This is a genomic window from Herbaspirillum rubrisubalbicans (assembly GCF_003719195.1).
GTDB lineage: Bacteria > Pseudomonadota > Gammaproteobacteria > Burkholderiales > Burkholderiaceae_D > Herbaspirillum > Herbaspirillum rubrisubalbicans.
Genome location: NZ_CP024996.1, coordinates 405,596 through 420,179, shown reverse-complemented (window position 1 = coordinate 420,179; position 14,584 = coordinate 405,596). Strand labels below are relative to the sequence as shown.

Annotated in this window: 15 protein-coding genes; 10 read left to right on the top strand and 5 right to left on the bottom strand. The window is 61.5% G+C overall.

Annotation, left to right across the window (positions count from 1 at the left end; genetic code table 11):
• Nucleotides 1-90: 90 nt before the first annotated feature.
• Nucleotides 91-327, bottom strand: coding sequence for a hypothetical protein (locus RC54_RS01885; protein WP_058894041.1), 237 nt, complete (start codon nucleotides 325-327; stop codon nucleotides 91-93).
• A gap of 18 nt (nucleotides 328-345) precedes the next feature.
• A complete protein-coding gene (locus RC54_RS01880) occupies nucleotides 346-2,001 on the bottom strand; it encodes a methyl-accepting chemotaxis protein (protein WP_061790263.1) in 1,656 nt (551 codons plus the stop codon).
• Between the two features lie 308 nt (nucleotides 2,002-2,309).
• Between RC54_RS01880 and RC54_RS01875 the strand changes: the two genes are divergently transcribed.
• From RC54_RS01875 to RC54_RS01830, 10 genes are all read left to right on the top strand, one after another.
• On the top strand, nucleotides 2,310-3,296 hold the full coding sequence (locus tag RC54_RS01875; RefSeq protein WP_244216430.1) for a helix-turn-helix transcriptional regulator: 987 nt from the start codon (nucleotides 2,310-2,312) through the stop codon (nucleotides 3,294-3,296).
• Between the two features lie 58 nt (nucleotides 3,297-3,354).
• Nucleotides 3,355-4,002, top strand: coding sequence for a hypothetical protein (locus RC54_RS01870; protein ID WP_058894038.1), 648 nt, complete (start codon nucleotides 3,355-3,357; stop codon nucleotides 4,000-4,002).
• Complete coding sequence (locus RC54_RS01865; RefSeq protein WP_058894037.1) at nucleotides 4,002-4,523, top strand: TlpA family protein disulfide reductase; 522 nt, start codon at nucleotides 4,002-4,004, stop codon at nucleotides 4,521-4,523. The genes RC54_RS01870 and RC54_RS01865 overlap by 1 nt, the downstream gene beginning before the upstream one ends.
• Nucleotides 4,524-4,622: 99 nt before the next feature.
• Nucleotides 4,623-5,060 (top strand): type II 3-dehydroquinate dehydratase, encoded by a 438-nt coding sequence (aroQ, locus tag RC54_RS01860; RefSeq protein WP_061790261.1) that lies wholly within the window; start codon nucleotides 4,623-4,625, stop codon nucleotides 5,058-5,060.
• Nucleotides 5,061-5,181: 121 nt separating this feature from the next.
• Nucleotides 5,182-5,649, top strand: a complete 468-nt coding sequence (gene accB / locus RC54_RS01855; protein WP_017451990.1) for an acetyl-CoA carboxylase biotin carboxyl carrier protein — start codon at nucleotides 5,182-5,184, stop codon at nucleotides 5,647-5,649.
• 117 nt (nucleotides 5,650-5,766) lie between these two features.
• Nucleotides 5,767-7,146 carry an acetyl-CoA carboxylase biotin carboxylase subunit gene (gene accC, locus RC54_RS01850; RefSeq protein ID WP_017451989.1) on the top strand — a complete coding sequence of 460 codons (1,380 nt, stop codon included), beginning with the start codon at nucleotides 5,767-5,769 and terminating at the stop codon, nucleotides 7,144-7,146.
• A gap of 56 nt (nucleotides 7,147-7,202) precedes the next feature.
• Nucleotides 7,203-8,117, top strand: coding sequence for a 50S ribosomal protein L11 methyltransferase (gene prmA / locus RC54_RS01845; protein WP_061790260.1), 915 nt, complete (start codon nucleotides 7,203-7,205; stop codon nucleotides 8,115-8,117).
• A 3-nt stretch (nucleotides 8,118-8,120) separates the two neighbouring features.
• Nucleotides 8,121-9,383, top strand: coding sequence for a DUF3426 domain-containing protein (locus RC54_RS01840; RefSeq protein WP_061790259.1), 1,263 nt, complete (start codon nucleotides 8,121-8,123; stop codon nucleotides 9,381-9,383).
• Nucleotides 9,384-9,482: 99 nt separating this feature from the next.
• Nucleotides 9,483-10,418 carry a carbohydrate kinase family protein gene (locus RC54_RS01835; protein WP_061790258.1) on the top strand — a complete coding sequence of 312 codons (936 nt, stop codon included), beginning with the start codon at nucleotides 9,483-9,485 and terminating at the stop codon, nucleotides 10,416-10,418.
• 55 nt (nucleotides 10,419-10,473) lie between these two features.
• Nucleotides 10,474-11,052 (top strand): peroxiredoxin, encoded by a 579-nt coding sequence (locus tag RC54_RS01830; protein ID WP_017451985.1) that lies wholly within the window; start codon nucleotides 10,474-10,476, stop codon nucleotides 11,050-11,052.
• Nucleotides 11,053-11,146: 94 nt separating this feature from the next.
• On the opposite strand, the gene RC54_RS01825 is transcribed toward RC54_RS01830, so the two are convergent.
• The 3 genes from RC54_RS01825 to RC54_RS01815 form a co-directional block, all read right to left on the bottom strand.
• Complete coding sequence (locus RC54_RS01825) at nucleotides 11,147-11,686, bottom strand: YggT family protein (protein WP_044529679.1); 540 nt, start codon at nucleotides 11,684-11,686, stop codon at nucleotides 11,147-11,149.
• Between the two features lie 257 nt (nucleotides 11,687-11,943).
• Complete coding sequence (locus RC54_RS01820; RefSeq protein ID WP_123020400.1) at nucleotides 11,944-12,795, bottom strand: histone H1-like DNA-binding protein; 852 nt, start codon at nucleotides 12,793-12,795, stop codon at nucleotides 11,944-11,946.
• A 503-nt stretch (nucleotides 12,796-13,298) separates the two neighbouring features.
• Entirely contained in the window at nucleotides 13,299-14,465 is a 1,167-nt protein-coding gene (locus RC54_RS01815; protein ID WP_061789499.1) for a ribonucleotide-diphosphate reductase subunit beta, read from the bottom strand.
• Between the last annotated feature and the right edge of the window lie 119 nt (nucleotides 14,466-14,584).

Here is a 14,584-nt window from a genome sequence, read left to right as displayed (position 1 = left end):
TTTTACCTGAGCCCACGCATTCCCCCTATCAACGTCTGCCATCCCGGGCGTAGCGCCCAGACCGGATGCGCTGCCGTGGAGGACTTAGGGTTACCGGGGCCGTTCCAGGTATTTCACCACCTTCTCCGCATGGCGGGCGGCACTGTTGAGGCGGTTGATGACCAGGTTCAGACTTTCCCACTCCTCAGGTGCCAACGGCTGGTCCAGGCCATTGCGCACTGCGCTGGCCTGGATGATCAGGGATGCCACCTTCCAGGCCGCATCGTGATAGACCGACGCCAGTTCATGGCGAATCCGGTCAAGGTCGGCTTTGGTGATCTCGCCCATTGCGCCCTCCTCGTTATGTCAGAAGGTTTTCCATAGTTCATCCGAATTGGCGGGGCCGGCAATAGCGCCGGGCGCGGGGGGCGCTACCTCGGCGAGCGCTGCGCCAGTTGCTTGCACCGCCCGGCCCGGCAGGCGGAACACACCCACCAGCTCGGACAATTGCCTGGTCTGGTGCGACAGCGACTGCGATGCCGACGCCGCTTCTTCCACCAGCGCGGCGTTCTGCTGGGTCACTTCGTCCATCTGGGTGATGGCCAGGTTGACCTGCTCGATGCCCTGGGTCTGCTCGTTGCTGGCAGCCGAAATTTCGGTCATCACATCGGTGACGCGCTGCACGCTGGCGACCACGTCGGCCATCGTCGCCCCGGCTTGCTGCACCAGGGTGCTACCCACGCCGACCTGCTGCACCGAACTATCGATCAGGCTCTTGATTTCCTTGGCGGCCGTGGCCGAACGCTGCGCCAGTGAACGCACCTCGGTGGCCACCACCGCAAAGCCGCGGCCCTGCTCGCCGGCCCGGGCCGCTTCCACCGCTGCGTTCAAGGCCAGGATATTGGTCTGGAAGGCAATGCCGTCAATGACGCTGATGATGTCCACGATCTTCTTGGAAGAGGCATCAATGTTGCCCATGGTCTCGATGACCTGATGCACGACCTTGCCGCCTTCTTGGGCAATGGAGGAGGCGGTCAATGCCAGTTGGTTGGCCTGTCGCGCATTTTCGGCATTCTGCCGGACCGTGGAGGTCAGTTGTTCCATGGCCGAGGCGGTTTCTTCCAGCGAGCTGGCCTGCTCTTCGGTGCGCGAGGACAGGTCCAGGTTGCCCGTCGAGATCTGGTTGGAGGCCGTGGCAATGGTTTCGGTGCCGCTACGGACCTGGCTGACGATACGCCGCAGGCTCTCGTTCATCGCGGCCAGTGCCGTGCTCAGTTGCCCGGTCTCATCCCGGGAGCTGGCGCTGATCTCGGCCGTCAGGTCACCAGCGGCGACCTGGTTGGCAAAGGCACCCGCAGTACGCAGCGGCGCGGAAATGATGCGCGCGATGAACACCGCCAGCAGCGTGCCGACCAACAGGCTGCCCACCAGCAGGGCGATGATCCCAAAGCGGGATTGATCATATGTGGCTTCCGCTATATGAACGGATTGGACACTGCCATCCAGGTTGACCTGGGCCAGCTTGTCCAGCTCACCCAATAGCGCCAGGTAATTCTGGAAGGCGGGGCCCAACAGGAGCTGCTTGGCTTGGTCCGCCTGGCCCGCGCTCAGGAGCGCCAGGGTCTGGTCGTGCAAGGAGATGAATTTTTCGATGCGCTCCTTGACGCTCGGGTAGAGGGCTTTTTCTCCCGGCTCCGAGATCTGGCTCTCGTATTGCTTGCGGGCCGCCGTGAGGCTGTCGAGGTTCTTGTTCATGACGGTGGTGATGGTCGTCCGCTCCGTGGAGTCATTCTCATAGAGCGCCATCTGGGCCTCGTTGGCTCTCACCCGGGACAGCGCGACTTTCATGTCGTTGAGCGAACGAATGCTGGGCAGCCAATTGGTCGCCAGCTCACCGGCGGCATCGTTGACCTTGCCTAATTGCAAGATAGCAAAGCCCCCCAGAAAGGCTGTCAGGATCAGGATGCTGGCAAAGGCCAGCAGTAGTTTGGTTCCGATCTTGCGGTGATAAAACCAGTTCATGAGCTCCCCTTGCCGATGTTGTTGAGGCGGGCATGAAGAACCGGTTTCATGAAAAGGTCGCAGTTCATCACGCAGTCCTTTGGACGTTAACGTGATCGCCAAGGTAGTGCCAATTTATCAATAAATTCCTGCGCTTTTTTTGGGGCGGCTTCGCTTCCTTCCAATATTCACCAGAGGCATGGGGGAGAATCACACGGAAAACTTAAACTTTTATTAAACATTTCCTTCCCCATCGCGAGATTCTCTTGGCTGGAATGAATTCATATTGACGGACGATGCCACTGCTCGCTTTTCTCATCGACATTCACTTGAAGAGACAAGGCTCCGCCACAAGCGGGCAGGCAAGCACAGAAATCAAGCTGACCACACCCAACGCCTTCGATGAGTTCTTCCGCGAAACCGGCGTCCGGGTCGAAGCACCGACGACCGAGCAGGCCAGGCCCAGCTACGAGGGTGAGTATTTCCCGGTTCCCGTCGGTGCCGCCTACCGCTCGATCAGCAAGACAGGCTGGCAGGTCAGACATGCCCCCGAGGCCAGCGGCTACAGCCTGCATATCCAACGCAGTGGGGAAACGTCCTGGACCTCTACCAAGGAGGCCCTTCATTGCAGCAGCGGGAGCGCCATCATCCAGAATCTGGAACAGGTCAGGCAACTCGCTGGCTCCAGTGCCTCCTCGGACGAAGGGCTGTTCTTCCCTGTTCAATGCCTGACCCGCAAGCTGTCTCACCTGCTCGACGCCCCGGTACACAAGCCCATCCGCTTTCACTGCCCGCTGATCCATGATCCCCATGTACTGGCGCCGCTCAAATCGATCATCGATATCATTGCGCAAGGCCTTTCGGGCAAGGCCCCCTTGATCAAGGCCCCGCTGGCGCTGGTCAATCTGCAGCAGGCGGCGGCCTACATGGTCTTGCAGAACCTGCCGCACAATTACTCGCACGCCCTGGCAAGCCATCCACCTGCGCCCGCGCCGCGCCAGATCAAGCGGGCCGTCGAATTCATCCGGGCCAGCCTGGCGACCCCCATCAGCCTCAATGACATTGCCGAGCATTCCGCCATCAGCGTGCGCTCCCTGCAGTTGGGCTTCCGCAAATACAAGGGGATGACGCCCATGGAGTTCCTGCGCACGCAGCGCCTGGGACGGGTCAGGGAAGACCTGCTGGACCCATCGGTGCCGGCAGACGTCCAGCACATCGCCCTGAGCTGGGGATTTACCCACTTTTACTTGTTTGTGCGCTACTACAAGAAACTGTTCGGCGAGAGTCCGCAGACGACGCTAACGCGGCGCGAATAGTCACGCGCAGACAGGGGCCTGAGCCCGGCCAAACAGCCCTAGGCCGCAAGACGGTATGATGTCGCCCATGTCTGAATTCGAATTCACCTCCCCCACCGAACAATTGCGCGCCGAAATCGCCGCGGCCGCCGCACGCATGATCGCCGAAGATGGCGCCGACTATGGCAGCGCCAAGCGCAAGGCGGCCAAGCAGATCCTGGGCAACCAGAAGGTTCGTGGCGAGATCATGCCTGATAATGAGCAGATAGAAGACGAAGTGCGCATCTATAACGAACTCTTCTTCGCCGACACACAACCGGCCCGCCTGTTGCACCTGCGCCAAGTGGCGCTGCAACTGATGCAGGATCTGCAGCAATTCAATCCTTACATTACCGGGGCAGTGTGGAATGGCACGGCAGGTGAACATTCCGACATCCACTTGCAGCTCTTTTCCCCCAGCGCCAAGGACGTGGAGATTTTCCTGTTGAATAAGAATGTGAACTTTGAGGTCGGGGAAACCGCGCACTTCCGCACCGGCCACCCGGTCGAGACCCTCAGTTTCCTATTGCCGCAACGCGGTGCCGACCCGGAACTGGCGCACCTGACCCTGTATGAAGAAGACGATCTGCGCGGCAGCCTGCGGGCCGCCCCCGGCAAGCGAGCTGAACGCGGCGACGCGACGGCACTGGCCAGCCTGATCGACGCCTCCTCCGAGGAACAAGTCTGATGAAGAAGCTGAAAAATATTGTCCTGTTGGCCGTGGTTGCCGTGCTTTGCGTGGGCGTTGGCCTCTATGCCAGCCAACGCCTGCACCCCGCCGACTCACCGCAAACCCTGGCCCTGAACCAACTGCTCTCGCAATCCCTCCCTGATGTCAGCGGCCAGCCCCAGGCGCTGGCGCAGTACCGGGGCAAGCCGCTGATAGTCAACTTCTGGGCCACCTGGTGCGGGCCTTGCGTGGAGGAAATGCCGGAACTCACGGCCTTGCAGCAGGAAATCGCCCCGGTACAAATTCTGGGAATTGGCGTCGATAGTCAGGAAAATATCGCCAAGTTTGCGCAAAAGTACCAAATCCGCTATCCTCTCTTCGCTGCCGGAACCGGCGCCACCGATTTGCTGCGGCAATTCGGCAATCAGGCGGGCGGTCTTCCCTTCACCGCTCTGGTGGGCAAGGACGGCAAAGTCAAGAAGGTCTATCTGGGTCGCCTCAAGTTCGATGAACTGCGCGCCGACCTGTCCCGGCTCTGAAGGAGCCACTGTTAATCCGTGAAAAGAAAGTTTTTCTTGCCAAATAAAGGCATTTGACGGCAAAATGCGCGCATCGTCGTCAAACGGAGCTTAATCTCCATGGCAAAACAGCTTCTCCTGCTCAATGGCCCGAACTTGAATCTGCTCGGAACCCGGGAGCCGGAAGTCTACGGATCCACCACGCTGGCCGATATCGAACAGCGTGCGCAAGAACAGGCCCGCGCTGCCGGCGCCTCCCTGGTGGCCTTCCAGAGCAATCACGAAGGCGCGCTGATCGACCGCATCCACCAGGCCCGCCACGAGGGGGTGGATGGCATCATCATCAATCCGGGCGGACTGACCCATACCAGCGTGGCCCTGCGCGATGCGCTGGCCGGGGTGGCCATTCCCTTCGTGGAGGTGCATATCTCCAATATCCACCAGCGCGAGGAGTTCCGGCATTTTTCCTACCTGTCCGGCATTGCCCGGGCAGTCCTGTGCGGCTTCGGGGTCCATGGCTATACGCTGGCCCTCGATTACTGGCTGCGTCAATCCTGAGGGCGGGCTCACCGCTGCGCACGGATCGCTTCACGTACTGCAAGACCTGACTGACTCGCCGGCGGCCGCAGAGCGCCGGCGCTTCGTTTAACACTACTCATCTACATTCCGAGGGATTCAAATGGATTTACGAAAACTCAAGACGCTCATCGACCTGGTTGCTGAATCGGCCATCGAAGAACTGGAAGTCACCGAAGGCGAAAGCAAGGTCAGGATCGTCAAGTCGTCCCCGAACGCCCAAAACCAGGTGGTGATGGTGCCGCAACAGCAAGCCTACGCCCCGGCCGCCGCGCCCGTGGCCGCACCGGCGGCTGCCCCGGTCGCCGCCGCCCCGGCTGCTCCGGCCGTGCCGGAAGGTCATATCGTCAAGTCGCCCATGGTGGGCACCTTCTACCGTTCCTCGGCCCCGGGCGCACCGGCCTTCGTGGAAGTGGGCAAGGAAGTCAAGGAAGGCGATACCCTGTGCATCATCGAAGCCATGAAGCTGCTCAACGAAATCGACGCCGACAAGGGTGGCGTGGTCAAGCAGATCCTGGTGGAAAACGGTCAGGCAGTCGAGTTCGGCCAGCCGCTGTTCGTGCTGGGCTGACTGCACCTCTGACCATCAGCCGCAGTCCCCGGCCTGGCCGCAAGAGCAGAACGCAGATGACTGCGACACTCTTGCAGAACCTATAACGCTTGAACCTGGCGACGCCTCATTCCTGTTATGTTTGAAAAAATCCTCATCGCCAACCGTGGCGAAATTGCCCTGCGTATCCAGCGCGCCTGCCGCGAACTGGGTATCAAGACCGTGGTCGTGCACTCCGAAGCCGACCGCGAGGCCAAGTACGTGAAGCTGGCCGATGAGTCGGTCTGCATCGGCCCGGCCCCGTCCCCGCTGTCCTACCTGAACATGCCGGCCATCATCAGCGCCGCCGAAGTGACCGACGCCCAGGCGATCCACCCCGGCTACGGCTTCCTGTCGGAAAACGCCGATTTCGCCGAGCGCGTGGAACAGTCCGGCTTCGTCTTCATCGGCCCGCGTGCGGAAAACATCCGCATGATGGGCGACAAGGTCTCGGCCAAGCAGGCCATGATCCGTGCTGGCGTGCCCTGCGTGCCGGGTTCGGAAGGGGCGCTGCCGGACAATCCCAAGGAAATCGTCCAGATCGCCCGCAAGATCGGCTATCCGGTCATCATCAAGGCCGCTGGTGGCGGCGGTGGCCGCGGGATGCGCGTGGTGCATACCGAAGCCGCGCTGATCAATGCAGTGACCATGACCAAGACCGAAGCCGGTGCCGCCTTCGGCAATCCGGAAGTCTATATGGAGAAGTACCTGGAAAATCCGCGCCACGTGGAAATCCAGATCTTGGCCGACGAACACAAGCAAGCCATCTGGCTGGGCGAGCGCGACTGCTCCATGCAGCGTCGCCACCAGAAGGTGATCGAGGAAGCGCCAGCACCGGGCATCCCGCGCAAGATCATCGAGAAGATCGGCGAACGCTGCGCCGAAGCCTGCCGCAAGATGAACTATCGCGGCGCCGGTACCTTCGAGTTCCTGTATGAAAATGAAGAGTTCTACTTCATCGAGATGAACACCCGCGTGCAGGTGGAACACCCGGTGACCGAAATGATCACCGGTGTGGACATCGTGCAGGAACAGATCCGCATCGCTGCCGGCGAAAAGCTGCGCTATCGCCAGCGCGACATCGAACTGAAGGGTCACGCCATCGAGTGCCGCATCAACGCCGAGGATCCGTTCAAGTTCATCCCCTCGCCCGGTCGCATCACGGCCTGGCACGTACCGGGCGGTCCTGGCATCCGCGTCGATTCGCACGCCTATTCGGGTTATTTCGTACCACCCAACTATGATTCCATGGTGGGCAAGGTGATCGCCTATGGTTCCACTCGCGAACAAGCCATCCGCCGGATGCAGATCGCGCTGTCGGAAATGGTGGTGGAAGGCATTTCGACCAACATCCCGCTGCACCGCGAACTGATGGTCGATGCGCGTTTCTTCGAAGGCGGAACCAATATCCATTATCTGGAACATAAGTTGTCGGAACGTCCAGCTTCCTCGGAAGCCGACAAGCCGGTCAAGAAGTAAGCAATACCGCAGCACCTCATCAGCAAAAACAGCAACGTCAGCAAAGGCAGACCAGCATGGCTTGGGTAGAAATCGTCATCGAAGTGGCGCGGGAAGAGGCGGAGGCATTGTCCGACGCCCTGATGGACTCTGGCGCCCTGTCGGTGTCGGTGGAAGATGCGGACGAAGGCACCGAGGCCGAACGTCCGCTCTTTGGCGAGCCCGGCATGGAGCCGGAAGAAGCCGCCTGGGATCGCAGCCGCGTGGTGGCGCTGGCCGGCAAGGATGCCGACCACGCCGCCATCGTCATGGATGCCGCCAAGGCCATCGGCCTGGACTATGCCCTGCCCTTTGCCACCCGCAACGTGGAAGAGCAGGACTGGGTGCGCCTGACGCAATCCCAGTTCGAGCCCATCCACATCGGCCAGCGCATCTGGGTGGTGCCAAGCTGGCACGAGGCGCCCGCTGATCCTGATGCCTTGGTGCTGGAGCTGGACCCGGGCCTGGCCTTCGGTACCGGCAGCCATCCCACCACCCGGCTGTGCATGGAGTGGCTGGAAGCCAATGCCACCCAGGCCCAAACGCTGCTGGACTATGGTTGCGGCTCGGGCATCCTGGCGCTGGTGGCCGCCAAGATCGGGGTACCCCAGGTGATCGGGGTGGATATCGATCCGCAGGCACTGGAGTCGGCCCAGCACAATACCGAACGCAACCACTGCACGGCCACCTATTACCTGCCCGAAGCCTTCGCCCAGGCCCACCCGGAAGGCGAGCGCTTCGACGTGGTGGTGGCCAACATCCTGGCCGGTCCGCTGCAACTGATGGCCCCGATGCTGGCCGGCCGCGTGCGCGCCGGTGGCGCGCTGGTGCTCTCGGGCGTGCTGGATCGCCAGGCGCAGGAAGTCATCGCCACCTACGCGCCCTACATCGCCCTGACCGTGTGGGCCGAACATGAAGGCTGGGTGGCCCTGGCAGGCCACCTGCCGGAGTAATCCATGGCATTGGCGACCCAGTGCCCGCACTGCCTGACCATCTTCAGGGTCGCCAGCGACCAGCTCAAACTGCGCGGCGGCCTGGTCCGCTGCGGTAGTTGCCGCGAGGTCTTCAACGGCAACGAATTCCTGGTCGAGGCCAGCATCGCCGATGGCCATTACCAACCCGCTCCCGGTAGCAAGGCCCAAGCGGGCGTGGCCAGACCTGCGATGAGGGCAGCGGCAGCGGCGGCACCTGCGCCAGCCCCTGCCAGCGCTCCTGCTGCCTCCGTACCGCGAGCCGCCCCTGTCGCCTCCGCGCCGGTTCTCCCCGATGTCCGCTCGCAGGCAGCCGTGCCCGAGGTCAATGCACCAGCACCGGTAGCAGCCAAACCCGCGCCCGTGGCGCCTGCCATTCCCGTGATCGCCGAACCCAAGGTGTTTCGCTCACCGAGCAGCCCCGGCTACATCCCCGACCTGGGCGCATCGCTCAAGCCAGCCGAGCCTGTGGATAAAAACAAGTGGGACGACGACGATCCTGCTGCGCCCCCCACGCTGGCTACCTCGCCGGACGATGCCCCGGACAGCGGTGCGCTGCTACGCCGCTCCTCGGCCGAGCCCGAGGATGTGCTGGTGCCACCCGACGTGGCGGCGGTGTTTCGCATCGACGATGAACCGGTCCTGCATGAGCCGCCATTGCGCCGGCAAGAAGCGCCGGCTGAAGAAAGTGAAGAAAAATTCGAGGACAGCGACGAGGCCGAGGAGCCAGGCTTCGTCAGGCGCGCCCAGCGCAAGGCACGCATCAGCCATATGACGAAAATGGTCATGATGGTGCTGGCCGGCGCGATGGTGCCGGTGCTGCTGCTGCAATCGCTATACTACTGGCGCAACCCGCTGGCGGCCGCCGTGCCGCAACTGCGCCCCATGCTCAACGGCATGTGCGTGAGCCTGCATTGCACGGTCGGCTTGCCCACCGACATCGAGCGGCTTTCGCTGGAAGCCAACGAGCTGCAGGTCGTGCCGCCCAGCCAGAATGTGTATGCGCTCACGGTGGTGATGCGCAATCGCAGCAGCACCACCCAGGCCTGGCCGGATATCGAGCTCACGCTCAACAACGATGATGAGAAGGCGGTGGTACGCCGGGTGTTCCGCCCGCGTGACTACTTGGCCGATCCGACCCAGGCCGATAACGGCATCGGGCCCGAGAGCGAGCAGCAGATCAAGCTCAACTTCGAGCTCAAGGATGCGCTGGTGTCAGGCTATCGTGTCTACCTGTTCTATCCCTGATGGCCGGGCGCTGAAGGCAAGCACACTCACCCATTCCAGCCTGCCTGCCGCTTTTCTTCTACAATGCGGCATCCTTCACTCATTTCCAACGACCACGCCATGAGCTCCCTGATTTGCGGTTCCCTCGCCTACGACAACATCATGCAATACGAGGGCCGCTTCGCTGAAGCGCTGCTGGCCGACCAATTGCACAAGGTCAACGTCTCCTTCCTGGTGCCGACCATGCGCCGCGAGTTCGGCGGCTGTGCCGGCAACATCGCCTACAACCTCAAGCTGCTGGGTGGCCAACCGATCGTGATGGCCACCGTCGGCCTGGACAGTGCGCCCTACATGGAGCGCCTGGCCGCACTGGAGATTTCCACCCGCTGTGTGCGCCAGATCGAATCCTCATTCACCGCTCAATGCTTCATCACCACCGACGCCGACAGCAACCAGATCACGGCCTTCCACCCCGGCGCCATGACCTGGTCGCATGAGAACAAGGTGGCCGATGCCGGTACGGTCAAGTTCGCCATCGTCGCCCCGGATGGCCGCGACGGCATGTTGCAGCACGCCCAGCAGGCTGCCGAGCTGAACATCCCGCTGATCTTCGATCCGGGTCAGGGGATGCCCATGTTCGATGGCAAGGACCTCACCAACTTCATCGACCTGGCCACCTATGTGGCCGTCAACGACTACGAAGCCGAACTGCTGACGGCCCGCACCGGCCTCTCGCTGGCACAGATCGCCGAGCGCGTCACGGCGCTGGTGGTCACCCGTGGCGAGCTGGGCGCCGACATCTTCGTCGGCGGCAAGCATCACGCCATCCCCTGCGTGCCGGCTGCCAAGATCGCCGACCCCACCGGTTGCGGCGACGCCTTCCGCGCCGGGATGCTGCATGGTCTCACCGAAGGCTATGACTGGGAAACCACGGGCCGTCTGGCCAGCCTGATGGGCTCCATCAAGATTGCCTCGCAAGGACCGCAGAATCACGCACCGACCAAGGCGGAAATCGAAGAACGCTTCCATCAGGCCTTCGGCTATCGCTTCGGCTGATGGGCATGAGCGGGTGGCGCGACGCGACCTGCAAGACCTACCAAGGAGATTGGCCATGCCGAACAATGCATCTTCCTTCGCTTGGCGCCTGCGCCGGCTGTGCGCAGCATCGGCCCTGCTGGGCGCGGCGCTATGCTCGCAGGCCGCGCTGGCCGCCCTCAAACCCGGCGACAAGGCGCCTGACTTCTCTGCCCCCAGCTCACTGGGTGGGCAGGTCTCGACCTTCTCGCTATCGGACGCCTTGAAGAAAGGTCCGGTGGTGCTGTACTTCTATCCGGCTGCCTTCACCACCGGCTGCACCATCGAAGCGCATCTCTTCGCCGAGGCAGTGGATCGCTACCAGGCTCTGGGTGCGACCGTCATCGGGGTCTCGGGCGACAACATCGAGACGCTCAACAAGTTCTCGGTCAGCGAATGCCGCAGCAAGTTCGCGGTGGCCGCCGACGTCGACAAGAAGATCATGAAGGCTTACGACGCGCAGTTCCTGAAGGTCACCGGCTACGCCAGCCGCACCTCCTACGTCATCACGCCGGACCATGCCATCCTCTACGAATACACCGACATGAATCCAGAAAAGCATGTGGAGAATACCCTGCAGGCGCTGGAGCAATGGTCGGCCAAGCAGAAGCATTGAGCGTGCGCGGCCTCGTTGCCGAGGGAACAAAGCAAAAGAGCCGGACATTGTCCGGCTCTTTTTTCGTCTTGGCCAATTGCGGGGGGAAGGGAAGTCAGAATCCGGCGAACAGCAACCCGCTGACCACCCGCACGGCAATCTGCAACAGGATCAACAGCACCAGTGGCGACAGGTCAACACCACCCAGCGGCGGGATGATACGACGCAGCGGACGCAGCAGGGGATCGTTCAAGGCGCGCACGAAGGGGGCCAGCGGCGCATGGGGATTGACCCAGCTGAAGACGGCTTCGATGATCAGCGTAGCCATAAAACCATAGCAGATCCATTCGAAGAAGCGCTCCAGCGCGACGATGAAGATGAGCCTGAAATCGAATCCGCTCTGCCAGCCGAGGATGGCGATAATGGACAGCAAGACGATCAGGAATGCCGCCACCAGGCTGGCCCAGTCGTAGCTGCCGCCAGGCATCACCCGGCGCAGCGGACGCACCAGCCAGTCCGAGAGCTGGTAGACGAACTGCCCCACCGATTGCGGCGGACGCACGCGCACCACCTGCATCCAGAAACGCAGCAGCATGACGCCGGCCAGGATGCTGGCAACAGCGTTGACGATCATCGTGAAAATACTCAGCAGCACAGGGATCTCCATCAGTGAGAGGCAGGGCACATACTAGAGGGCAAGCGGCTTGGGCGCAATCTCCGCGACCGCCGCGACACAACCAGATCAAACCTAAGCGCCGCGTGCGAGGACGGCCAGGCATTCATATATTGTGCCATTGCACGGAATTGCCAGAGCAAACCCGCGAAACCTGCGGACATAAAAAAACCGCTGCATGGCGCAATGCCATACAGCGGCCTTCAGTCTGAGGGGATCAGACTAGACGCGCGCCCAGATTACGGACGACCAGCGCCGGTCGGGAACGGCCATGCAGCGGCCGGGTTCAGCACGGTCTTGGCGGCCGGTGCTGCTGCGGCGGCTGCCGGCTTGGCGGCGGCCTTCTTCGGAGCTGCTGCCTTCTTGACAGCGGGCTTCTTGGCGGCGGCCTTGGGAGCTGCGGCGGCCTTCGGAGCTGCTGCCTTGGGAGCGGCGACCTTCTTTGCTGCTGCCTTCGGTGCTGCAACCTTCTTCGCTGCTGCGGCCTTCGGAGCTGCTGCCTTCTTGGCGGCGGCCTTCGGTGCTGCAACCTTCTTCGCTGCTGCCTTCGGTGCTGCAACCTTCTTCGCTGCTGCGGCCTTCGGGGCTGCTGCCTTCTTGGCGGCGGCCTTCGGTGCTGCAACCTTCTTCGCTGCTGCCTTCGGTGCTGCAACCTTCTTCGCTGCTGCGGCCTTCGGAGCTGCTGCCTTCTTGGCGGCGGCCTTCGGAGCTGCAACCTTCTTCGCTGCTGCCTTCGGTGCTGCAACCTTCTTCGCTGCTGCGGCCTTCGGAGCTGCTGCCTTCTTGGCGGCGGCCTTCGGAGCTGCAACCTTCTTCGCTGCTGCCTTCGGTGCTGCAACCTTCTTCGCTGCTGCCTTCGGTGCTGCAACCTTCTTCGCTGCTGCCTTCGGAGCTGCAACCTTCTTCGCTGCTGCCTTCGGTGCTGCTGCCTTCTTGGCAGCTGCCGGCTTGGCGGCGGCCTTGGCCACGGTCTTCTTGGCGGCGGCGGCCTTGGGCGCTGCTACCTTCTTCGTGGTTTCCTTGGCGGCGACCGCCTTTTCCTTCTTTGCCGCCGGCTTCTTGGCCGCGGTCTTCTTTGCTGCTGTTGCCATTTTGTTTCTCCTTCTTCACGTGAATGGAAAAAATCAAGCTTGATATAAGCAACCCGCACGCGACATCGCGATGACGCGGGCGAGCTATTCATCGGCACAAGCCGCCTGTGGCTTGCGCTAATGAATTCGGCACCAGCTGAACTGCTGCATCCCCTCACCTATGCAGCGCTTCAGCTATCTTGGCGACGCCCCTCCGGTAGTGCCCGCGCAGTGGCGCAGGAAGATTCGACTACGGGAGCAGGCGCGACACCAAAAAAAACGCCAGCGTGTTCAAACGCTAGCGTCGGAATCGCGTTCCTGAAAAACTTCGGTGTTTTTCAAAGGAAAAGCCGCCTGACCCGACACGAGGGGGTTAAGCGGCGATAACAGAGAAGATGGATTCGGTCTCTGACTGTTCATTAATGTGGCGTAGGCCTTTTCCGTTTCAGCAGTCGGGCATCTTGCAAGCTACCCGACTCCTGTTGTGCATCACGTCTCGATGAAGAGAACTTCGAGACTGCACATCATTCCCAACTCAGTGCGCCCCCGGTTTGGTATTCGATGACGCGGGTCTCAAAGAAGTTGCGCTCCTTCTTCAAGTCGATCATCTCGCTCATCCACGGGAACGGATTTTCTTCTTGTGCGAACAGCGGGTCCAATCCAATTTGCTGCGCACGGCGGTTTGCGATGAATCGCAGGTAGCTCTTGAACATCGGTGCGTTCAACCCGAGCACGCCTCGCGGCATTGTATCCTCTGCGTAACGATATTCCAACTCCACCGCGCGTAAAAACAACGATTTGATCTCTTCGCGGAATTCAGGAGTCCACAGGTGCGGGTTCTCCATCTTCACGGTGTTGATCAGATCGATGCCGAAGTTGCAGTGCATGGATTCGTCGCGCAGGATGTATTGATACTGCTCGGCCGCACCCATCATCTTGTTCTGGCGACCCAGTGCCAGGATCTGCGTGAAGCCGACGTAGAAGAACAGACCTTCCATGATGCACGCGAAGACGATCAACGACTTCAACAGCTTCTGGTCATTCTCCATCGTGCCGGTCTTGAACTCGGGATCGGTCAGCGTATCGATGAAGGGGATCAGGAACTCGTCCTTGTCGCGGATCGATGCGACCTCGTGATAGGCGTTGAAGATCTCGGCCTCATCCAAGCCCAGCGATTCAACGATGTACTGGTAGGCATGGGTGTGGATGGCCTCTTCAAAAGCCTGGCGCAGCAGGTACTGGCGGCACTCGGGGGCGGTGATGTGGCGATAGGTGCCCAGCACGATGTTGTTGGCGGCCAGCGAGTCGGCGGTGACGAAGAAGCCCAGGTTGCGCTTGACCAGACGACGCTCGTCTTCGGTCAGGCCGTTCGGATTCTTCCACAGCTCGATGTCGCGCTGCATGTTGATCTCTTGCGGCATCCAGTGGTTGGCGCAGCCGGCCAGGTACTTGTCCCAGGCCCACTTGTACTTGAAGGGCACCAGTTGGTTGACGTCGGTGTGGCCGTTGATGATGCGCTTGTCAGCGGCATTGACGCGACGGGTGGTGTCGACCTGCTCGCTGTTACCAGCCATCAGCGCCGGGTTCAGTGCGGCGTTGGCATGACCAAAGGCCGGTTGCAGTTGCGGCTGCAGGTTCGGGGTGCGCGGCGCCTGGGCCGGCTGCTTGACTTCATCATCCCAAGAAAGCATCTGTGGTTCCTCTTTACTTGATCGGTAGCTGCCGGCAGGTCGGTGACCATGGCACGGCGGATATCTGGGGTCTATCAGGTGACAACGGCGCATCCGGTGAAGTTCACCGCGATGCGCCG

Excerpts from the sequence above, each read along its gene's own strand:
- RC54_RS01830 (WP_017451985.1), top strand. The coding sequence starts at position 10,474 with ATGCCGAACAATGCATCTTCCTTCGCTTGGCGCCTGCGCCGGCTGTGC.
- RC54_RS01835 (WP_061790258.1), top strand. The coding sequence starts at position 9,483 with ATGAGCTCCCTGATTTGCGGTTCCCTCGCCTACGACAACATCATGCAA.
- accB (WP_017451990.1), top strand. The coding sequence starts at position 5,182 with ATGGATTTACGAAAACTCAAGACGCTCATCGACCTGGTTGCTGAATCG.
- RC54_RS01870 (WP_058894038.1), top strand. The coding sequence starts at position 3,355 with ATGTCGCCCATGTCTGAATTCGAATTCACCTCCCCCACCGAACAATTG.
- accC (WP_017451989.1), top strand. The coding sequence starts at position 5,767 with ATGTTTGAAAAAATCCTCATCGCCAACCGTGGCGAAATTGCCCTGCGT.
- RC54_RS01880 (WP_061790263.1), bottom strand. The coding sequence starts at position 2,001 with ATGAACTGGTTTTATCACCGCAAGATCGGAACCAAACTACTGCTGGCC.
- RC54_RS01885 (WP_058894041.1), bottom strand. The coding sequence starts at position 327 with ATGGGCGAGATCACCAAAGCCGACCTTGACCGGATTCGCCATGAACTG.
- RC54_RS01820 (WP_123020400.1), bottom strand. The coding sequence starts at position 12,795 with ATGGCAACAGCAGCAAAGAAGACCGCGGCCAAGAAGCCGGCGGCAAAG.
- RC54_RS01815 (WP_061789499.1), bottom strand. The coding sequence starts at position 14,465 with ATGCTTTCTTGGGATGATGAAGTCAAGCAGCCGGCCCAGGCGCCGCGC.
- RC54_RS01840 (WP_061790259.1), top strand. The coding sequence starts at position 8,121 with ATGGCATTGGCGACCCAGTGCCCGCACTGCCTGACCATCTTCAGGGTC.
- RC54_RS01865 (WP_058894037.1), top strand. The coding sequence starts at position 4,002 with ATGAAGAAGCTGAAAAATATTGTCCTGTTGGCCGTGGTTGCCGTGCTT.
- aroQ (WP_061790261.1), top strand. The coding sequence starts at position 4,623 with ATGGCAAAACAGCTTCTCCTGCTCAATGGCCCGAACTTGAATCTGCTC.
- prmA (WP_061790260.1), top strand. The coding sequence starts at position 7,203 with ATGGCTTGGGTAGAAATCGTCATCGAAGTGGCGCGGGAAGAGGCGGAG.